At 41.1% G+C, this 17,556-nt stretch carries 19 protein-coding genes; 5 read left to right on the top strand and 14 right to left on the bottom strand.

Going from position 1 to position 17,556, the window contains the following annotated elements:
• Window positions 1–73: 73 nt before the first annotated feature.
• From IGI49_RS18035 to IGI49_RS18015, 5 genes are all read left to right on the top strand, one after another.
• Window positions 74–838: a hypothetical protein gene (locus tag IGI49_RS18035; RefSeq protein ID WP_429962822.1), complete on the top strand. Its 765-nt coding sequence runs from the start codon at window positions 74–76 to the stop codon at window positions 836–838.
• A gap of 412 nt (window positions 839–1,250) precedes the next feature.
• On the top strand, window positions 1,251–1,466 hold the full coding sequence (locus IGI49_RS18030) for a hypothetical protein (protein ID WP_429962821.1): 216 nt from the start codon (window positions 1,251–1,253) through the stop codon (window positions 1,464–1,466).
• Window positions 1,467–1,468: 2 nt separating this feature from the next.
• Entirely contained in the window at window positions 1,469–1,711 is a 243-nt protein-coding gene (locus tag IGI49_RS18025; protein WP_429962820.1) for a DUF2922 domain-containing protein, read from the top strand.
• A 125-nt stretch (window positions 1,712–1,836) separates the two neighbouring features.
• Window positions 1,837–2,223, top strand: coding sequence for a hypothetical protein (locus IGI49_RS18020; RefSeq protein WP_429962819.1), 387 nt, complete (start codon window positions 1,837–1,839; stop codon window positions 2,221–2,223).
• Between the two features lie 57 nt (window positions 2,224–2,280).
• Window positions 2,281–2,850: a DUF2922 family protein gene (locus IGI49_RS18015; RefSeq protein ID WP_429962818.1), complete on the top strand. Its 570-nt coding sequence runs from the start codon at window positions 2,281–2,283 to the stop codon at window positions 2,848–2,850.
• 492 nt (window positions 2,851–3,342) lie between these two features.
• Here the strand turns inward: IGI49_RS18015 and IGI49_RS18010 are convergent, their stop codons facing one another.
• The 14 genes from IGI49_RS18010 to IGI49_RS17945 form a co-directional block, all read right to left on the bottom strand.
• A complete protein-coding gene (locus IGI49_RS18010; protein ID WP_429962817.1) occupies window positions 3,343–3,549 on the bottom strand; it encodes a hypothetical protein in 207 nt (68 codons plus the stop codon).
• A 140-nt stretch (window positions 3,550–3,689) separates the two neighbouring features.
• Window positions 3,690–4,457 carry a helix-turn-helix domain-containing protein gene (locus IGI49_RS18005; RefSeq protein WP_429962816.1) on the bottom strand — a complete coding sequence of 256 codons (768 nt, stop codon included), beginning with the start codon at window positions 4,455–4,457 and terminating at the stop codon, window positions 3,690–3,692.
• A gap of 17 nt (window positions 4,458–4,474) precedes the next feature.
• Entirely contained in the window at window positions 4,475–5,218 is a 744-nt protein-coding gene (locus IGI49_RS18000; RefSeq protein WP_429962815.1) for a recombinase family protein, read from the bottom strand.
• A gap of 197 nt (window positions 5,219–5,415) precedes the next feature.
• Entirely contained in the window at window positions 5,416–8,631 is a 3,216-nt protein-coding gene (locus IGI49_RS17995; RefSeq protein ID WP_429962814.1) for a hypothetical protein, read from the bottom strand.
• Window positions 8,632–8,744: 113 nt separating this feature from the next.
• On the bottom strand, window positions 8,745–9,377 hold the full coding sequence (locus tag IGI49_RS17990) for a hypothetical protein (RefSeq protein WP_429962813.1): 633 nt from the start codon (window positions 9,375–9,377) through the stop codon (window positions 8,745–8,747).
• 12 nt (window positions 9,378–9,389) lie between these two features.
• Window positions 9,390–10,253 carry a BsaA family SipW-dependent biofilm matrix protein gene (locus IGI49_RS17985; RefSeq protein ID WP_429962812.1) on the bottom strand — a complete coding sequence of 288 codons (864 nt, stop codon included), beginning with the start codon at window positions 10,251–10,253 and terminating at the stop codon, window positions 9,390–9,392.
• Complete coding sequence (locus tag IGI49_RS17980; RefSeq protein ID WP_429962811.1) at window positions 10,250–11,032, bottom strand: LPXTG cell wall anchor domain-containing protein; 783 nt, start codon at window positions 11,030–11,032, stop codon at window positions 10,250–10,252. Before IGI49_RS17980 ends, IGI49_RS17985 begins: the two co-directional genes overlap by 4 nt.
• A 27-nt stretch (window positions 11,033–11,059) precedes the next feature.
• Entirely contained in the window at window positions 11,060–12,316 is a 1,257-nt protein-coding gene (locus IGI49_RS17975) for a hypothetical protein (RefSeq protein WP_429962810.1), read from the bottom strand.
• Between the two features lie 55 nt (window positions 12,317–12,371).
• On the bottom strand, window positions 12,372–13,322 hold the full coding sequence (locus IGI49_RS17970) for a signal peptidase I (protein WP_429962809.1): 951 nt from the start codon (window positions 13,320–13,322) through the stop codon (window positions 12,372–12,374).
• 13 nt (window positions 13,323–13,335) lie between these two features.
• A complete protein-coding gene (locus IGI49_RS17965) occupies window positions 13,336–14,415 on the bottom strand; it encodes a glucosaminidase domain-containing protein (RefSeq protein ID WP_429962808.1) in 1,080 nt (359 codons plus the stop codon).
• Entirely contained in the window at window positions 14,405–14,713 is a 309-nt protein-coding gene (locus tag IGI49_RS17960; RefSeq protein ID WP_429962807.1) for a hypothetical protein, read from the bottom strand. The genes IGI49_RS17965 and IGI49_RS17960 overlap by 11 nt, the downstream gene beginning before the upstream one ends.
• Window positions 14,710–15,165: a signal peptidase I gene (gene lepB / locus IGI49_RS17955; protein WP_429962806.1), complete on the bottom strand. Its 456-nt coding sequence runs from the start codon at window positions 15,163–15,165 to the stop codon at window positions 14,710–14,712. Before lepB ends, IGI49_RS17960 begins: the two co-directional genes overlap by 4 nt.
• 48 nt (window positions 15,166–15,213) lie before the next feature.
• Entirely contained in the window at window positions 15,214–16,368 is a 1,155-nt protein-coding gene (locus IGI49_RS17950; protein WP_429962805.1) for a hypothetical protein, read from the bottom strand.
• A 19-nt stretch (window positions 16,369–16,387) separates the two neighbouring features.
• The gene (locus tag IGI49_RS17945) at window positions 16,388–17,290 is read right to left on the bottom strand and encodes a hypothetical protein (protein ID WP_429962804.1); all 903 of its coding nucleotides are present in this window, start codon (window positions 17,288–17,290) and stop codon (window positions 16,388–16,390) included.
• Between the last annotated feature and the right edge of the window lie 266 nt (window positions 17,291–17,556).

Below are 17,556 nucleotides of genomic sequence, written 5' to 3'. Positions count from 1 at the left end.
AACGATGTTGGGTATTTGGTTCTAGCTATTTCTTCGATCTTCTTCAGTAACTGAAAAGAAGGAGTGTACATGTATGGGTAATCCCCTTGTTAGCGATTATATTGAAAGCGTTCTTCTAGAATGTGAATGTTTTTCAAAGAATTGGGAGAAAGTGTGCCATCAAATAGACCAGTCTGCACCACCGGAAAATCAAGTCCTCTCTCTTGTTTTGCCTATTCCTGAAAGGAGTGGGACCATTCTCTTTAGTGAAACCAGTGGGTACTCTTCTCCTTATCAATCGTTAGCGACCCTTAAAAACGATAAAACGATTCATAATTTTTTAGACTATGCCGCCCTATCCCATGCACTGAAACGCTTTAGCTGCTTTGGGGCGAAAGCAATGCCTCTGGTCAATCTGCGTTCGGTCTTATTTCCTGTAGGAAGAGCCAGAAATGCCAGTTGGATCAATCCCTTAATGATTGAACAATTGGAGGAAAAGGGGCCGTTTACTCAGATTCAACTGATCAACGGTCTCACAATCGAAGTGGCGGCTAGTAGTCAAAGCATTTGTACTCGAGCCGAAGCCGCGCTATCTGTTTTATCAATGATTGAACGTGACTACTTGATTGCAGGAAAGACGGGGCCTCATTCGCCTTTAGACGTGTTGCGGCTGCCGGATACGCCTTTTGCGCGCAGCATGAGTCGCAAACCGCTGTTGCAAAAGTTTCCATTACTTATTCGGGCCTTGAGAACAGCGTATGAACAGGAATATGCCTTACAGACCCTTCTTCGTTTTGGGCATACGATCGAAGGGCTTGACTGGATCCATGAGTCCTTCCACACCTTACCTACTGAGTAAAATCAATTAAGTTTATCAATCAACTAAAGCTGTCTTCGTTATTTAATTTCTCATTGGAGAGACGAAGACAGCTTTTTTCTGTCTTCTTTTTCGTCTATTCGCTAACAAGAACAGTATTAAACCAACGAATATAGCCATGCACTTCACAAACTCCTTCTTCCATTTGGGACATGAAAAAATTTTCTTGTATGTCCCAAATCGGCCCTTTTTCCGCTTTGAAAACGAGTGGAAATTTGCGAAAGCTTATTAAATCAAGATTCTCAAAAAATCGAAGGGCTGTTTTGGGACATGACCAACCACTTTCGGCGTTTTTCAAACTCGTGTTATTGAAGTAGGCTTTAGTCACCGGCCGGGAAACACAACAAGCACTACCAAAACAAATTTAAAAACAGAAAACGGAGGAATTAAAACGATGATGCAAAAGTTAGGCACAAAATTACAGGTACAAATCGAACAAGCAGGGGAAGACAAACAGAAGAAAGTGAACTTTTCAAATGTGATTGATAATCCACCCGAAGAAGATGTGGTGAAATTAGGAGAGATCATGGCAGAGCTATCCCAGCAAGGCAGCTCACTGGATAGTGTGATTATGACTGTTCAATCAAGAATTACGAAGGAGGTTGAATAAGCATGAATCGAGTCGTGAAGTTAGTTTCTATTTTTAGAAATGGTGCAGGCAAATCGCAGACATGGAGCTTGAGTAACCCAGATACTACTAAGACTCCCTCACAGATCAAAGGTCTATTAGGAGAACTGGCTCAATTGAATTTGTTTCAGAAGGATGGGATTCGTTTATTTGAAACAGTTGTTAGTGCGAAGTATGTCGAAACGATTGAAACAACGATCTTTGAAGAAGAACTTGTTGCACGGTAATTGAATTTTGAGAAGCTGCGGCAGACGTGCCGTACTTCTTTTACTTAACGAATCTAGCTGGATTTCCTAGGTATCCAGCTTATCTGCTAGTTACCTACTATACAAATAAAAAGGAGAAATTTATTATGGCAGAGCAACCCTTCACCCACCAACAACTATTTAACCTAAAACTCGAAACCATTGAGCAAAGACTCATGGAATATTATCAGGAAACTCAAAATGGCACCATGACCATTAAACTATTGCTTGCTTTACGTGTTCGTTATCAGCTTGGTGCGAAGGAGTTCGCTCTGGTATTGCAAGACTTAGTACGTTACCTATTTATGAATACCAAGGCTACGAAAACTATGAAGCAGTTTTTCTGGTATTTCGTGGATTATTTTGAAACCAGTGAATTGCGGATACTGGGTTTTAAACTGAATCCTGTTCGCAAGTTTATTGAAAAAACCAAGTCTCTTATAAAATCAGCAGCGAAGATTTTCCAAAACGTTACCGACTCTGAAGCCACCTGAAAATAATACTTATTGTCTGTCCCACCTACGCGAATAAAAACCGAAAGGAGTCACAAAATGATCAGACTAGTTTCCACCTTCCTAAATAGCGAAGGTAAGAAGCATAATTTTACTTTTAAAGATCCGGATACTACAAAGAGTCCGGAAGAAATCAAAGAATCATTGGAATTGTTAAGCAGCTTAAATCTATTTGAAAAAGATGGCGTTGGCCTATTCCAAGAAGTAGTAAAGGCCAAATACGTTGAAACCATCGAAAGACCAATTTTTGAGGGGGATGAATTATTTGGGGTGCCTGTTCCAGAAGAAAAACCGGAGCAGCTGACAGCACTTCGTTGCACTTGGCAGGAAACACCAAAAGTTCCAGAAGTATCCTTAGCTTCACCCATCAGAAGTGAGGTGCACGACGCACTGCGTTCAGCTTCTGATAAAGGTACGGTGGTTGAAGATACTACAACTACTTGTTCTTCAATTGAAGGAACAACAACTCTAGAAGAAGAAAAGACTTTCTCTCCACCTGCTGGCAGTCCTTACGATGTCGTTAAGGAATTGGTGCGACGCCGAAAGCGGAGGAAAGCCAAAGAAAAAGAGCGTCAGAAGCGAAAAGATCCGCCTGACGCTCCTTCTTGATACTAATCTGATCATTTACCAGCGTAGGTAGACAATCCTCGTCTGAATCATGCTCCTGTACTGAAGGGAGGTGATGGATGTGCAACCTTTTGTACAGTATATTCTAGCTCCGATTATTGTTGGTGTGGTTCTCGCTATCGTGAACCATTTGCTGGATGATCATGATCCATGACGAAGCAATAAAGTCTGACACTTGCGAATCGGGCCCATTCGCAGGTTGTTCACTCTTCTAGTATCAGAAGGAGTTTAGGTCTTACTACGACAATAAGACTAAAAATCGACCTTTGAAAACTAAATATCGAATGGAAGGCACACTAAAACAATTGCTGCTTTTTTCTTTTTTCGGTACGTTCATTATTAGAATTTAATCCTGCCCATGAACAAATGTGGGCAGCTTGTTTAAATGTACATAAGAAGGATTACTGGTGTACACAGCTTTTTACTAGACTTGGTTTCTAGACTCATAAGATCGTTCTTCCCCTACTTTTCAATCTAAAAAACAGCATTGATATGAGCGACACTACAATCATTCCAGTAAATGGCAAAAATAGAATGAATATAAATCATTGCTGGCGGAGAACTCGTCAAACCGTGTTCATTTTGACAAACCAGTTCTCTATATTTTCCCACCATAATATGAGAAATGATCAAGGTGATAATGCCGAAAGTGACGGTTAAATAGCGATAGATACGTTTCATTGGAACATCCCCTTTTTTCCTTTTATTGTCTCATATTCTCTTCCTAGTAGATATAATATCTTGGTCTTCTACATACTGTTCACAATACAAAGATATATAAAAAGCACTCAATCTAAATTGTAATTGAGTGCTTAGATCCACTAATTCATCGCCGAATAATACTTTAATTCTTCCAGTTGTTGGGAACTCTCTAGCCAATATTCATAGAAAGAACTACTTAATTTGTAGCCTCTGCCCCACAAGGTGGTGATGGTTTCACCTGTAATGCCGTGAAGCTCGAATTTATGCTTCAATTTGTTAATCAAACAAGACAACTGACTCATGTTCGAAGACGTGCTGCCATCCTGCCATAAATAGTTACACAATTCCTGGCGGGATAATACGCCGCTAGTGGAATAGGATTGGATCAGGCATTCAAAGACCCTTTTTTCTGTTTTGGAAAGGCTTTTGATCAGTAACTTCAAATTATTCGAGGTAGTTTCTTCTCCTTGTATAGTAGGGAAGGTTAGAATTTGATTGCCAGTTACTACGTCCTGTTTCACTTGATGCTGAAGCTCATTCATTTTTTCTCGCAGAAGTTCATAGCTGGTCTCTTTTGCTACCCAATCCACTAGACCGCGTTCTTGCCAGAAGGCTTGTTCTTCCTCATTTGGGATGTTCTCCACCACTCGTAAAACTAGTAGTGGGTGATTTTTTAACATTTGCAGAATCTGTTCTACTTCTGAATTACACAGACTTTCACTTAACACAATCCATTGAAAATAAGAAAGAAAAGGACTAATCGTGCCTGTCTTAAGACGTTTGAACAGGTCTGTCGAACAAAGAATTTCGCAATTCATCCGCTGTAACTTGCGGACTAACGGCTCTTCAGCCAATGAGTTTTTCGTTAAAATAAGTACATGTTGCATGGGGATTCACCTTCTCTTCAAATTTTTGGTATTTTTTTCTCTTTTATAGGCGGCTTTGTCTCGGTTTCTTCCGTATCAATCAAGACATTCCACAGAATGACTAACGTCACAACCACACAAATAGCGACTTGAATCCACAATTGATCAAAATAGGATTCGGCTAGTTTGATACTAAAAATTGCCAGTAGGAAACAAATGACTAAAATAATAGCTAGTTGGACTTGTTTTAGTTCTTGTTGTACACGATAGGCCGTTTCAATTGGTACTCGTTTTTGTTGGGCTACCTGTCGAACAGAGCTTTTCTCTACCAACAACCAGATCATTTCGCGATAGAGTTTGCGTGCTTCCGGTTCTTTGCTGAATAGAGAGTAAGCATCTTTACTACGGTCTCTTTCTTTGCCAGCTTTGACCAGTACTGGATGGAGTAGGCGGTCATTGCGCAGCGACCATCGAAAAACTTGGCGCCATTCTTCGATGGTTAGTTGAGGCAAGTTCAATATATCTAAGGTTAATTCTTGTGTTTCTAACTGATCCAAACAAGCTAGCAACTGGCGATAATCGCGAGAAACAACCTCCCATGAAGCAATTACCAAATGGTCTCCAGGTTGGGCAAAGTTCATTAAAGCCTGAAAGTCACTTGTTGGTGAATGCAAGGCCTCCACCTCTTGTGCTCCATCAGAAAAGAGTTCATCCACTGGATAATCTTCCAGCATATCCAATTGTTGGGTGAGTTGATACCCGCGTGCATAGCCTAGATTCATCGTGTCCTTCCTCTTTCTGTTGGAGTTTGTCGTCGGTTAGTGCCCGATTGTTTCCTATTTAGTAACAACCGGGTAATCTGTGTCTGCAAATCCTGTTGGCTTCGCATTAGCGAGAACAGCAGGTAACTTTGAACCAGCACAATCAGGCCTAATACTAGTAATAAGAGATAGACCATATTCTGTCTCGCCTCTTTCGTTTATTTTGTTTTGATTTTTCCTAGATCATTTTTCTTGTAATCCCAGCTGTAAGGTTGAGGAGCTTTATTTTCTACATCAGCTGTTTGATTCGGTTGAAGATAGAGGGTCAGCCACAACTCGTTGGTGGCATCAATCGTTCCTCGATTTAACATCACAGGACCAGCAGTGATTGATGTATTGTTCTGATGACTGGCTGCTTCTGTAGTCACATAATGACCGAGGTACTCATAAAAGGATGGAATCACTGGTTGTAACACCAATTGATCTGAATCATCCGTCAACGGTTTGGTGGTCAAAATAAAATTGGTAAATGCCGGATTGTCCGCATTTTTCCCTGAATTAACAATCGTATTGGCTTGATAGGTCGGATCAATAGCTGGACTACCACTGTTAAACAGTCGGTTCTCGATCTCTATATACCCTTCTGCTGGTACCACCAGTTCATTGGATGGCTTCATTACTACTTGGCGAACATGAAGGATCGCTTTTCTTAAGGAGTAGATCGCCTGTCCTTCTTGATAGGTTCCTGAGACTGTATAGTTCATCCCTCTTGATGTATCATCCAACTCTCGAAGCTCAACAAAGCTGTAAAATTCTAGACTTGTAGGTTGAACCGTGATTGTCTGGTTTAGTCGAAGTTGTTGATCAAAAATCAGGTCTCCATCTGTTACGGGTGTTCCCAGCTCATCATAGGCCTTTAAGGAAATTTTTTGTGGAATGGCTGCCTTCCAACAGACATCGGTGATTTCATCGCCTTCGGTTTGACCACCGTATTCGGAGAATTCGACGTAGTAACCTTGATTCGCATCAGCGCTATATGTTACGTTGCCAGGTAAATCATTCCACTCTTTACTATCATGAAAAGCAAATTGAAGAATATATTCTGATGGACCACCTCCGCCATTATTAGGTTCTCCTGTAGCAAATTTATTATAAACATTTATAGGTGTATAACCTGTTGTGGTCTTCCCTACATAAAAACTCTCACCGGCTTCTGGTCCACTAGCCCAATACCATTCGTCTTGCTCTGTATCGTAGTCACTCTGAGCTTGTGGAACTACAGATTCATCATTTATTTTATTACCGTTTTTCAACACACCTCTTGTACCTCCAAGCAGGCCTGCTTCTTTGGCAATATTGTCGAAAATGAAATCATGCTCTTCTTCTGAGGTTATCGTGGCAAGATAGCCAGTCAGACCTTTATATCTTAATTCTTTTGCGCCATTATATGCTTCAAACCAATTTTTTCCTGGTGCACTCTTTTCCTGCATGAAGACATAATAGTGTGTTGTTCCATTTTCATCAATCCATGAAGTATATACTTTTTCATGAAGAATCACTTTAATGTTTCCAGAAGTGTTCACCGAGTTCTTAATAGTAAATCGCAAACCTTCCAAAAATGTTTGAATTGTAGCTGCACCATTATTGGACTCCATCGCAAAGCTGAAAGAATAGTAGTCCGTAGTTTCGCTATTCTCAAACGAATACCAGTCTGTTGGTAAACTAAGCGACGCGAAATCTTTAATTTCTGTATTTTTAGGAATTTGGATTTCGATGGATTTCATTTTATTATTTATTGAAGCATCCAAAGCTACGTTTACCAGTTTCGCTTCATTACCTGTTCGCTCTATTTCAAAGTCCACATTTTGAATGATGTCTTTAATTTGAACAGTCGTCGTTTCGCTGACATTACTCATCCGATCTACTGCTATGACTTGTACATATTTTTCCGAATCCTGCTTTTCATTGATTGAAAATGAAGTAGCAGTTGAATAGGAAACCGTATCATCATTGGGTGCTACATACAAATCGAAGTCCGCTTCTGGAATTCGACCATTAGCATCTTTTTTTGCTTCAACTTCAGCTTTAAAGTCTGGAGATGTGGGTGTATTTGTTACTCGATAAAAATAGCCAGCAATATTGCTGCTAATTTCTTCTTGCACAGTATCCGATTTCAACAATCCCTGATCTTTTGTATCAGCTTCTACATACCATTGGTAAATTTTACCTTTATCATTGGCATCTACTCGAATGTTCAAATGATCCTTGTCCCCACACCGTATATCAATTAAGGGTTCATCAGGAGATTGATCATCTTTGATTGTATAGTCATCTCCATGATTTTCTAAAGAAACTTGTGCTAAATTATAAAGAACATTGGCTATGATTTTTCGTTCATCTTCCTTTGATTCACCATTACTATGACCAGTTTGAATCATCCCTACATTGTTATTTGTGATTAAATACCAATTGTTTGTCCAATTATTCTCTGTCCAATAAGGATCCCATTTAGAAGGAATATCTGGATTAAATTGCAACCATAATACAGCCGAACTCTCTAAGTTAAAATGATTAATTGAATGCGCTAAAGGAATATCAAAGCTTAAATCATTTGCTAATTCAAAAGGATATTTCATTAAATACCCGTTATTCACAATCGTTACACTATCATTTGCAGCCCACCCTTTTTTATCATGATATCTATAGGTTGGTGTTGTTTCAGCATTAGTCCCAACAAGAGGACCATATTTGTTAAACCATTCCTTATTGAACTGCACCACATTATCGTCATTGGATCCATGCATAATCGTGTCATGTCCAAAAAGTACACCCCTTCCTGAATCTGAAAAAGCTTTTGTGGCATTGTAAGATGTTTCGTTCAAATCATTTGTTGCCCCACCGTAAGTATCCCAACTTCCAAACATGATGACATCATACTTATAATCTCCTGAAGCATCTTTCAAATAGTCATCGGGTTTTGCATTATACTCAGAAAGCTTTACAGGAGTAACTTGAATCAAATTGGCTCCCTGATCATCGACCAAATTTAAACCATTCATCCACCCTTGCAAAGTATTGGAATCTTCTCTGTTTGGATAAACATTTAGTACTTTAATACTTTTTCCATAATTCAAGGATTTTTTTGTCCACGTTCCTCCCTGATCTTCTGATTGAGACAATCGATAACCCGTCTGCGTTAAATTTGAAATTTCATCCCATTTTAAGTCAGCATAACTTATTTTTGACGAGTCCTTCCATTTATTATTAGCAGTTAAACGAAAATCTCCATTTGTGACAATACTTGATGCCTGAACCTTTTTAACCTTTTCTGAATTTGTCCATTGTTTAAATCCTGCAAACAAACTACCAGCTAATAAGCATAAGAAACCTATCATTAAAAGATTTTTTACAGGCTTTTTTCTCATCCATCTCATTTATCTCAACTCCTTCTCCAACACTTATCAAATCAATGTTCTACTCGATAAAACACTCATCTCATGAGTGCTGCACTTTTTATAAAGGGATACAGAAGTTGCTGCATCCCTAGTTATCTACCTTCATTTAACGCATCGTCGACATCTTTTAACGGTCCGGAAGTTGGCGTATTGCCTTGCCACCAGGCATCACGATAAGCAAATTCTGCACAGTTGACCGTTTCTGCCTTGATCGTAATGATTAATTCTGCCCCATGGTACCGATCTCGTAATTGATTAGAAAGTTTCACCTTTTTGAATAGCTTGCTGGTTGCTTTTTTCGGTTCGACTGCTTCTTTGATGTAGTAGTAATAGCCGTCTTCACCATCCAACCAGTCTGCTGTAGTCATTTCTTCCAGTATCAAGTCTGTGCCAATTTTTAATGGTAGGACTTGTTTATTCTGGGCATCTCCGGCTATTGCTGCTTGAACCTGAGGTGAGACCATCACTCGGACGAACTGGTTAATCGTTCCACTGTTTTTAATCGAAACTTCTTTTTTCACTGAGAAGTCTAAAGGCAGCTCCGTTCGAATTTCGAAATCTTCCTCAATTGACGTCTCCACTTGACCCACTCGAAAATCATTTTCTTCGCGATCCGTTGCCGTCATAGCCGCATAGACCAGATAACTTCCGCCAATTAATAGGAGGAGACAACTGAATGCAAAAACAAGGTATAACATGTGACGATTTTTTCTTTGCTGCTTCATCTTGCCCCTCCTTTACTTGGCTAGTTTATCTTTGTACAGCTGATAAGCATGATCATTGGTGGGATGAATGCCCCAGTCGCTGATTAATTCTTTGGTCAAATCATGAGCGTCCATTTCTGGAACCAGTTTATATAGAGCTCCTTTGTATTGGTTGGCATATTCAGCATTGAGCGTAATGCTTTCCAACAAATCAGTCGTTACTTCGTTGGGTTGAAGAACTTCTGAATAGTAAAAATAGCCCTTCTCGTAGTACCAATAGTCTTGTTTTCCTACCGCCGCTGCTGGTATATTAAAAACATTCGTAGTTGCGAACGTCAGCTCAAAGGCCGCCAGAGGCAATATCCTTGTACCACCATAGATATAAGCTTGATTCTTTAACACCTGATCCGCCTTGTAATACGTATTGGCGTTGATCTCATACGTATGACCGATTACCCATGTGTCTGTTTTCTGCACATCAATGGGAGTGGTGAAGGTTCCGTAACTCTTTAGATTGGCATTGCCATTCCGATTATTGTCGGGATTGGCATCCAACCGATGATTATCGGTCGTATCCACCTCAAAGCTGGCAAAAAACTCCTTCAAGGAGAGTCGGACAATTGTGGGCATTTCCCCATTATTCCTGACCTTCACTTGTTTAGTCTTTTTGACTCCCGGAGCCCAATCAAACACTCGATCGAAGTCTTCTTCAATAATTGCAGACAACACTTTACGATTGGCATCTGCTCGGTTGACTCGTTCATCGGCAGAAGTAATCCAAGCATAGGTACTGCCTAACACTAGCAACAAGCTTAACACCAGAGAGAAGCAGGCGAAAAGTCCCTTACTGCGGAGAAACGTTCGAAATAAATGCTGTCGTTTTTCCTTTTGGTTCATTCCTGCTCCTCCTCTCGTCGCTTCTTCCATAGAAACAAAACAATGAGTACTAGCAACATTCCACTTAGAAACATATACACAATTTCTTCTCCCGTTTGCGGCAATCGCTTGCCAGGGCCGGAAGCTTGGGGAGTGCCTCCAGTATTTGGTAAGCTGCCACCACTCGGATTTGACCCTGTTCCAGAATCAGATGGAACTGTCGGTGTTGATGAGTCGGAAGACGAAGGTTCCGTTGGTTTTGTGGGTTGTTGATCCCTAGTACCCACAAACGTCCAGTAGAATTCTAAATGGCTTTGTTCCCGCAAGTCTTCATTCGTCAAACTGGAGTCCAGTGTAAATTTAGCAGTTAATAGCTTATCCGTACCATACTTACAAACGCCTAGTTCCAACGGCATCTTCGACCAGTCAAATTCACCATTACCTAACAACGGTCCCTTGTAGAGCTCTTTCCCGTCCAGTACTAACGTCATCGTGATATGTTCTTTCCACAAAACGGAACCACTGGAGGAAAATTCTTCGACCAACAATCCTAAGGAAAAAGGCTCTTCCAAATCCAAACTACGTATAGTGATTTCCTTTTCATAAGTTTCACCTGGGAGAATATCTTGTAAATCAATGTAATACTCTCCTTCAGAAGTGACATAAATCCCTTCTGAGTCAGCGATCACTAAACCTGACGGTAATGTATTCGCAGCCTCACTCACTAATCCATGACCAAAAGACAGGAGGAAAAGAGAAATGCCCAATAAACGGATAACCATTGATTTTAGGTAGTTCATACACCTCCTCCTCCCCAGTCCACATTCTTATGCTCCGATACGAGCAACCAATTGTTGTACAATTGTATCGGTATCACTACCTGTTGTTGCACCATCCAGATCCCAACCAGCTGAATCCTTCAATGCTTCTTCCGTTGCTTGGATTGCTTCCATCTTCACGACTAAATCGTAGGTCGCATTGGTGTATTCGCCACCTAAATCTTTGTCATAGATCAATTTTTTCAATAAATCAGGCGTCGTTACACTTGGTTTCAATGGCTCTGTGAAGTAGAACCAGCCATCGTCTTTGTTGTAAACCCATTTAGTTGCTGTCAAAGCGGCAACGGTTGTGATGTCTGTACCATAGCCAATCCGAATGTGGGTTTTACTTAAGCCGATCTTATCTGCTTGAACACCCTTTACATCATTATTAGCCAATGGAATTTGATCTCCATCCGCTGCTGGAGTTGGTGTTGGAATAGAAGCAATTCCTAATGTTCCAATTGTGTAATCATAATCAACGCCATGACGATTTCCTGTCGTTCCCAATAATGCATGACCAGTAAGCGTGTTGTCTTTGTTCGGTAAAGAAGACTTCGCCCAGTTCATCACTGCATTTTGGTAACCACCTGCATAATAGCTATACTTCAAGTCACTAATGGCAAATTTCCAATCTTTTGCAGCAAGAGCTCTGTCTGCAATAGCCTCTGTTGGTGAAATTGTATATTGCATTGCTTGATACTCACCAGTCGCATATTCATGAACAACGACTGCTTCGTAACTAACTGAGCGCTCACTTGTCGTAGGATCAATTGTTAACCCACCTTTGACAAACAATTTCGTCTTTGCTTCTAATCCCGTCACTTGTGTACTTGGATCCGTTACTTCAGAAAAGCCGTTGGTTGTACTGATTTTATCGGCACTGTATTTAACTGGAACATGAGAAGTTAGTGTATTCGTAGCACTTGGATCGTATTTTGCCCCAGTTACTGTGTTGTCACCATGAGAGACTACCCCTTTACTCGCTAAATGCTTCAGCACTTCTTCATAAGAAACCCGAACAAATACATTGGCATTTCCTGTGTTGGTTACACTTACTTCCTTCGTTGCTTCGGTTCCTGGAACCATTGGTTTTGGTTCCCATTTTTCATTTACAGTCACACTGTCGTCGACTACTGCCGCAGACTCTACCCGGTTAATTCGTTGTTGTTGTGACGTAATCCAGGCAAATGTTCCTGAGATTACCGCAACTAATGCAAGCAATGCGGCAATAGCCAACAACTTTTTCTTTTTACGTTCTTTCATTTCTTTTCTCCCCTTAATTTATATTTTTATATAAACATTTGTGATTAGACAAATGTTATATCCTTGATGGATGATGTGGCGGATGGCTGCTCTTGTCTGGTGGCAAGAAATACGCCTTCAATACTAAGAAAAAGCCAAAAGTGGATAAGGCACAGACCAGACATAACCAGACATTTGTTTGTATAAAGGCTAAAAAGGTCCCCATTTTAGGAATGACAAACGTTACTTTGCCATAGACCCGATCCGCTGCTATAGGCGGATCATTGGTTTTATTGGCATCTCCTTTGGTGACGATGTACTCACCTTGTTCCCCATTTAGTTCGTCCAATCGTTCCACCATTCTATGCGTTAAATAACGGTCTCCTTCGCCTACCCGAAACGTTACGACATCCCCTTCTTTAACTTCAGATCCATTCATCAACTTGACGATCACGATATCCCCTGCATAGAAGCCGCCTTTAGGCGAGTCTGCCTGCGGAGCCATCGAATCCGTCAACACCTGATAAAAGCGATGGCCTAAAATAGCCGCATCAGACTTTTCACTGAAGGCAAACATTAAAGAACTCAGGAGGATTCCAATTGTCAGTGTGTAAAAGAACAGGTTATATGCGAATAAAAAAATCTTACGATTCGTGGATTTCTTCGCTTGTTGCAAGGTCGGTGTTCCTTGTTGCACAGGTCTCGGTCTTTGAGGTCTTGGCCTCAGTGGTGCCATTTGTTCTCGTTCGTATCCATAGTTAGTGGGTCGTTGCCGCTGATACTCGTTTCTGTTCGGCATACCTCTTGGTGGATAAGAATCCCGCGAAGAGGGGACAGTCCGACGTGAGTAACCACCTTCTCGGCCTCGATTACTCGGTCGCTGAGGTGGATAGAGTCTTCGATCATCGTATTCTTCTTCGTAATAGTCTCTTCTTCTAGCTGGCCTACGGTTAGAAAGGGGGCGCTCATGATACGACGATTCGTGATAATCATCCTCGTACTTTCGATATTCACGTTGTCTCGACATAGTTCCCCTTCTTTCATTGGACAAGTTGGTTTCCTGACAGCTGCTTGGCTGGTCGCTGAGCAGTTGGTGGAATTATTACTACTGATTGCGTTGTTTCATTGATGATAATCGGTTGTTCCACAATTTCATTAGATACTTCAGATACTTCAACTGTTGGTTTTTCTTCTGAACGATCTTTTAATCGCACAGGATTATCAGTTGGTTGTTCTTTCTCTTCTTCGACACTTCTCGCTAGCTCTTGATCATAGATCGTTAAATTGTATGCTTCGATTAGAGCAATCAATTTCTTGTCATAAGCAGTATCCGTCGCATACTTCCCTGTTAGAGCTCTCGCTGCTTCTTGATAGGTTCCAGCATTCGACTTCCACGTTCCTTGATAGAAACCAACATTGCCTGAGAGACCACTTTTCAAAAGTGCGGCATAATCTTCTAGTGATTCTTTATGGCTGGGGTATTGCCGGAAAGCCGTTTGGATCGTATAAAGCTCCCCGTTCCCTTTATCTTCCTGTGTTTTGAAAGATACGTGCTTTCCTTGAAAACTTCCTTTGATTCCGAATAAATTATGATAAGGTGGTCGAGCCAATCGACTATTGCCAGAACCTGTTTCCAAAATTGCCTGTGCAATCATGACCGAAGCATACAGGTCTTCCTTCCAAGCGATAACTTGCGCGTCTTTTCCAATTGTTTGGATAAATTCTTCGGTCGTTTGATTCTTGCTTACCGAGAATTCGTAGTTTTCTTCTACTTTTTCTATAGGCAAAGAGGGTTGAACATTGTTAGTTAGCTCAAGTTCTTTATGCTCATCTGAGGTTACTATGAGTGATTTTTTGTCGATAGTTGTTGTCACAGTAGTCTCTTGTATTTCACTACTCGCCATTTCTTCTACGGATGAAGCAGAACCCAGCGTCTTCGATGTTTCTGAGTCACCTTCATCGGCCTGACTAGAAACCTCGGAGCTTTTTTTGATCGCTTCCTGAGATACAGAAGAGGTCTCTTTTGCTTCTGCAAAAATAGTTTGTTTTATTGGTGCCTGATCTCCAGCAATTAAAAAAGCGCTCAGTGCTAAACTGCCGAACAGGATTTTACCCCTCATTAGGCTTCCGCCTTTCCTGTGACCGTGAGTGACCTCTTGGTCTTCTTGGTTGGGCAGCTAGTTGCTTCAATTTCATAAGGACGTTATGGTAATACAACGCTGTTAGTCGTAAATAAAGAGCCAGAATCATCAGCAATAATAGAAGAAATAATTGACTAACGGTCACCACATCCTGAAAATCGGTGAAGTAGAAAAAGATTCCTAACACAACAACTCCCAGCAGCACCACCAAAGAGAAGAGCCAGTATACCCAGTACCAAAAGGTGTACCATTCGATTTTTTCATGCAATGCCTTCATTCTTTCTTGTTCCCCTCTTGGACGATGCCTAAAATTTGTTTTTCCGAGACTAAACCGAAGATCCGGCTGTCTTTGGAAATCGTGCGATTGTCTCCCAAGACAAAATAATAGCCTCCAGGGATTGGCTCGTTTGAGATATTTTCCCAAGCAAAAGCTTCGGTTCGATAGGCAAAAGCATCGTTTACTATTTCATGGTTAACGAGTAACTCGCCCTCTTGATAACCAATCCGTTCTCCTGGCAAACCAATCACTCGTTTCAAATACAACTCTGTGGGAGCATCGGGTGGATGCAGAACGACTACATCGAAACGTTTCGGCTTATGATGAGCTTTTACTTGAACGACCTCTTGTTCCCAATAGGTTGGATTCATGGATTCGCCACTGACAAAGTATTTCGGATACAACCAGTAGTAAGCTCGGAAAGTTCCAAGAAAAATGAAATAACAAATCATAAACACCAATGCCAACTTTGGTGCTAATGTCCACTGAAATCTCCGACCTCAGCCAACCTCCTGAGCTTCTTTGACTGGTGCATCTTGTTGCTCGCGAACCATTCGTTCCATCACTGAATTTTCTCCTTGTAGTAGATCAAAGTAAGCAGCTTTACTCAATAAATTGTCATAATCCATTTTCATCAGTTTGACGAAAGGTTTTCTAAACCAAGGTCGCGCATGAACTTTTGCACGGGATTCGATTACCTGACATTCATACAGCACGAAATGAATATCTCGTGCCGAAAGGTTGGCTTTGATCTGCTTTACCTGATCTCGTTCGTAAACCAGTTTATTGCCGGTAACTGTCATTTTTTCACTTTTATTAATCAGCTCTCCATTTAAATGCCACATTTGCTCTAAAAAGCGAGCCTTCTGAAGCAAGTAGGTGTACTCTCGCAAACTGATTTTGATTCGCCTGTCCCAGTCGCTTTCTTCGGTACTCTTTTGATCAAAATATTGAATGCCGCTGTAGAGCATCGAAAGCTCGAGCTTTTCAATCACCAGCTCTAGCTTTTGATTGACTGCCCGAAGACGAGCCTTGCTTTGACTTTCCTGGCGTACGTTTTCTTTTTGAATTGGATCTACAGGTACTTCCGATTCTTGAAGTTTTTTAGTTATTTGTTCACCTGGAGTGGACTCTTCATTCTGCGGCTCTTGGACAATACCTTCCGAGAAGTGCTGCTCTGCCAACTCTAATAGCAGCTGCTCTGCCCGCTCCAAAGTATTCTCAGTCGCCGTTGGAAACTGCTGGTTTAGGCTGTCTTCCAAATGAATCGCAAAAGGGAAGCCTGTTTCTCTATGAACCAACGGAACAAAATCAAAGCGATAAACCTGTCGACCATATTTTGGTTCTTCCGTTTGAGCTTTGATCCAAGCGAACTGTGGGAAGAACTGATGCAAGGCTTGCCAAAAAGCTTTCCAATTTAAGGTTCCTGGAACAAGTAATAACTCAAGATGATAACTGCTGTTCATTAATCGAAATAATTGCTCAAAGTGCTGGTAAATCTTTTCTCGTTGCTCGTCATTCAATGTGCCTTGTGGGGCATACAAATATTCACAGGCTCGCTCGATTTCTTCTAATAATGATTGTTCGATCAGCTCCTCTTGCATGACCGGAGCAGGTGTCGGATAAAGGGTGAATTGATTCTGCGATTGCTTCACCGAAAAAACCTCCCCTCTTCTATTCGTCTTCCAATAATGCATCGCTGTTGGCTAACAAGCGGACGAAAAATTGGGTGGTTTCTTCTTGTACCGAGCGCAGACGTTTGCGGTAATTTTTGATTTCCTGCTTCATGACTCTCAACTCCAACGAAGCATCGTGAATGACTTGATGCGCTTCCTGCTCTGCTTGACCACGAATTCCTTTAGCCTCATATTCTGCCCGTTCTAAAATTGCTCGCTCTTGCTTTTTGGTTTCAATCAGGATCGTAGCCAGTTCAGCCTTCATCTCTTCATTTTCTTTTTGCGTTTGTTTCAATTCTTCGACCTGTCGTCGTGCTTGGATTAGGGCTTCTGTTTGATTGGTCTGGCTGTCTTTTAGATCAGCTCTCAGTTGTTCGACTCGATTTGATAGCTCTTGCATCTCACGGTCTTTTTCAACTTGTAGCTTTTCAAGCGCTTGTTGTTTTTCTTCTTGTAACTGTGCCGATTGTTCTTGTTGCTGCTGAAGAGCTTGATCCTTCTCCGACAAGGTCGTTGCCATCGAGCTCATTTCGGATTGTTTGACCTCCAGCTGATGTTTTAACTGAGCTACAGTTTCTTCCAGTCGCTCAACCTCTTGTTGCAGCGGTGATTCTTGGCGTATAGGCTGCTCTTCTTCCGGAGCTGGTGCCCGCATGGGTTCAGTTTCTCCACCATAGCGATTGTCATAACGTTCATCTGCAGGAGTTTCTGTCCTTCTGCGTGAGCGTCGTTCCCCGCGGTCATATTCCCGATAGTTTTCTACTGGCCGCTCATATTCTTCTTCAGGATAAGAGTCATATCCGTAATCATCCTCGTACCCTTCGTCATACTCATCATAAAAATAATCATCTTGAGTTACTTCTTGATAGGTATCCTTCTTCTGTTTGCCAAAACCAAACATGCCTCTTCCTCCTCTATCCACTAGCCTATAAATACTACTTTTTGATAATTTGCCTTATTTCATCTATACTTTTATAAAGCTCAAAAAGGCTGCTCTTTTTTCTTGGTCTTTACAAGACCAAGAAGTCTTACGAAAGGCCCATCAGAACAATAAAAAAAGACCGTCACTTGACGGCGGCTGACGGTATAAAAAAGAATAATAATAAATTACTCATCAAAATAAAAAAATCCCTTTGCAAACGAAAGAATAATAGCTGCAGAAAAGCT

Origin of the sequence: Enterococcus sp. AZ071, from assembly GCF_050499065.1 — a bacterium.
Taxonomy (GTDB): Bacteria; Bacillota; Bacilli; order Lactobacillales; family Enterococcaceae; genus Enterococcus_A; species Enterococcus_A ferrettii.
The sequence above is the reverse complement of the archived record's forward strand: the minus strand, read 5'-3'. Positions and strand labels throughout refer to the sequence as shown.

What these genes read in the sequence shown, in the direction of transcription:
- IGI49_RS18035 (WP_429962822.1), top strand. Translation starts at nt 74, where the DNA reads ATGGGTAATCCCCTTGTTAGCGATTATATTGAAAGCGTTCTTCTAGAA.
- IGI49_RS18030 (WP_429962821.1), top strand. Translation starts at nt 1,251, where the DNA reads ATGATGCAAAAGTTAGGCACAAAATTACAGGTACAAATCGAACAAGCA.
- IGI49_RS18025 (WP_429962820.1), top strand. Translation starts at nt 1,469, where the DNA reads ATGAATCGAGTCGTGAAGTTAGTTTCTATTTTTAGAAATGGTGCAGGC.
- IGI49_RS18020 (WP_429962819.1), top strand. Translation starts at nt 1,837, where the DNA reads ATGGCAGAGCAACCCTTCACCCACCAACAACTATTTAACCTAAAACTC.
- IGI49_RS18015 (WP_429962818.1), top strand. Translation starts at nt 2,281, where the DNA reads ATGATCAGACTAGTTTCCACCTTCCTAAATAGCGAAGGTAAGAAGCAT.
- IGI49_RS18010 (WP_429962817.1), bottom strand. Translation starts at nt 3,549, where the DNA reads ATGAAACGTATCTATCGCTATTTAACCGTCACTTTCGGCATTATCACC.
- IGI49_RS18005 (WP_429962816.1), bottom strand. Translation starts at nt 4,457, where the DNA reads ATGCAACATGTACTTATTTTAACGAAAAACTCATTGGCTGAAGAGCCG.
- IGI49_RS18000 (WP_429962815.1), bottom strand. Translation starts at nt 5,218, where the DNA reads ATGAATCTAGGCTATGCACGCGGGTATCAACTCACCCAACAATTGGAT.
- IGI49_RS17995 (WP_429962814.1), bottom strand. Translation starts at nt 8,631, where the DNA reads ATGAGATGGATGAGAAAAAAGCCTGTAAAAAATCTTTTAATGATAGGT.
- IGI49_RS17990 (WP_429962813.1), bottom strand. Translation starts at nt 9,377, where the DNA reads ATGAAGCAGCAAAGAAAAAATCGTCACATGTTATACCTTGTTTTTGCA.
- IGI49_RS17985 (WP_429962812.1), bottom strand. Translation starts at nt 10,253, where the DNA reads ATGAACCAAAAGGAAAAACGACAGCATTTATTTCGAACGTTTCTCCGC.
- IGI49_RS17980 (WP_429962811.1), bottom strand. Translation starts at nt 11,032, where the DNA reads ATGAACTACCTAAAATCAATGGTTATCCGTTTATTGGGCATTTCTCTT.
- IGI49_RS17975 (WP_429962810.1), bottom strand. Translation starts at nt 12,316, where the DNA reads ATGAAAGAACGTAAAAAGAAAAAGTTGTTGGCTATTGCCGCATTGCTT.
- IGI49_RS17970 (WP_429962809.1), bottom strand. Translation starts at nt 13,322, where the DNA reads ATGTCGAGACAACGTGAATATCGAAAGTACGAGGATGATTATCACGAA.
- IGI49_RS17965 (WP_429962808.1), bottom strand. Translation starts at nt 14,415, where the DNA reads ATGAGGGGTAAAATCCTGTTCGGCAGTTTAGCACTGAGCGCTTTTTTA.
- IGI49_RS17960 (WP_429962807.1), bottom strand. Translation starts at nt 14,713, where the DNA reads ATGAAGGCATTGCATGAAAAAATCGAATGGTACACCTTTTGGTACTGG.
- lepB (WP_429962806.1), bottom strand. Translation starts at nt 15,165, where the DNA reads ATGATTTGTTATTTCATTTTTCTTGGAACTTTCCGAGCTTACTACTGG.
- IGI49_RS17945 (WP_429962804.1), bottom strand. Translation starts at nt 17,290, where the DNA reads ATGTTTGGTTTTGGCAAACAGAAGAAGGATACCTATCAAGAAGTAACT.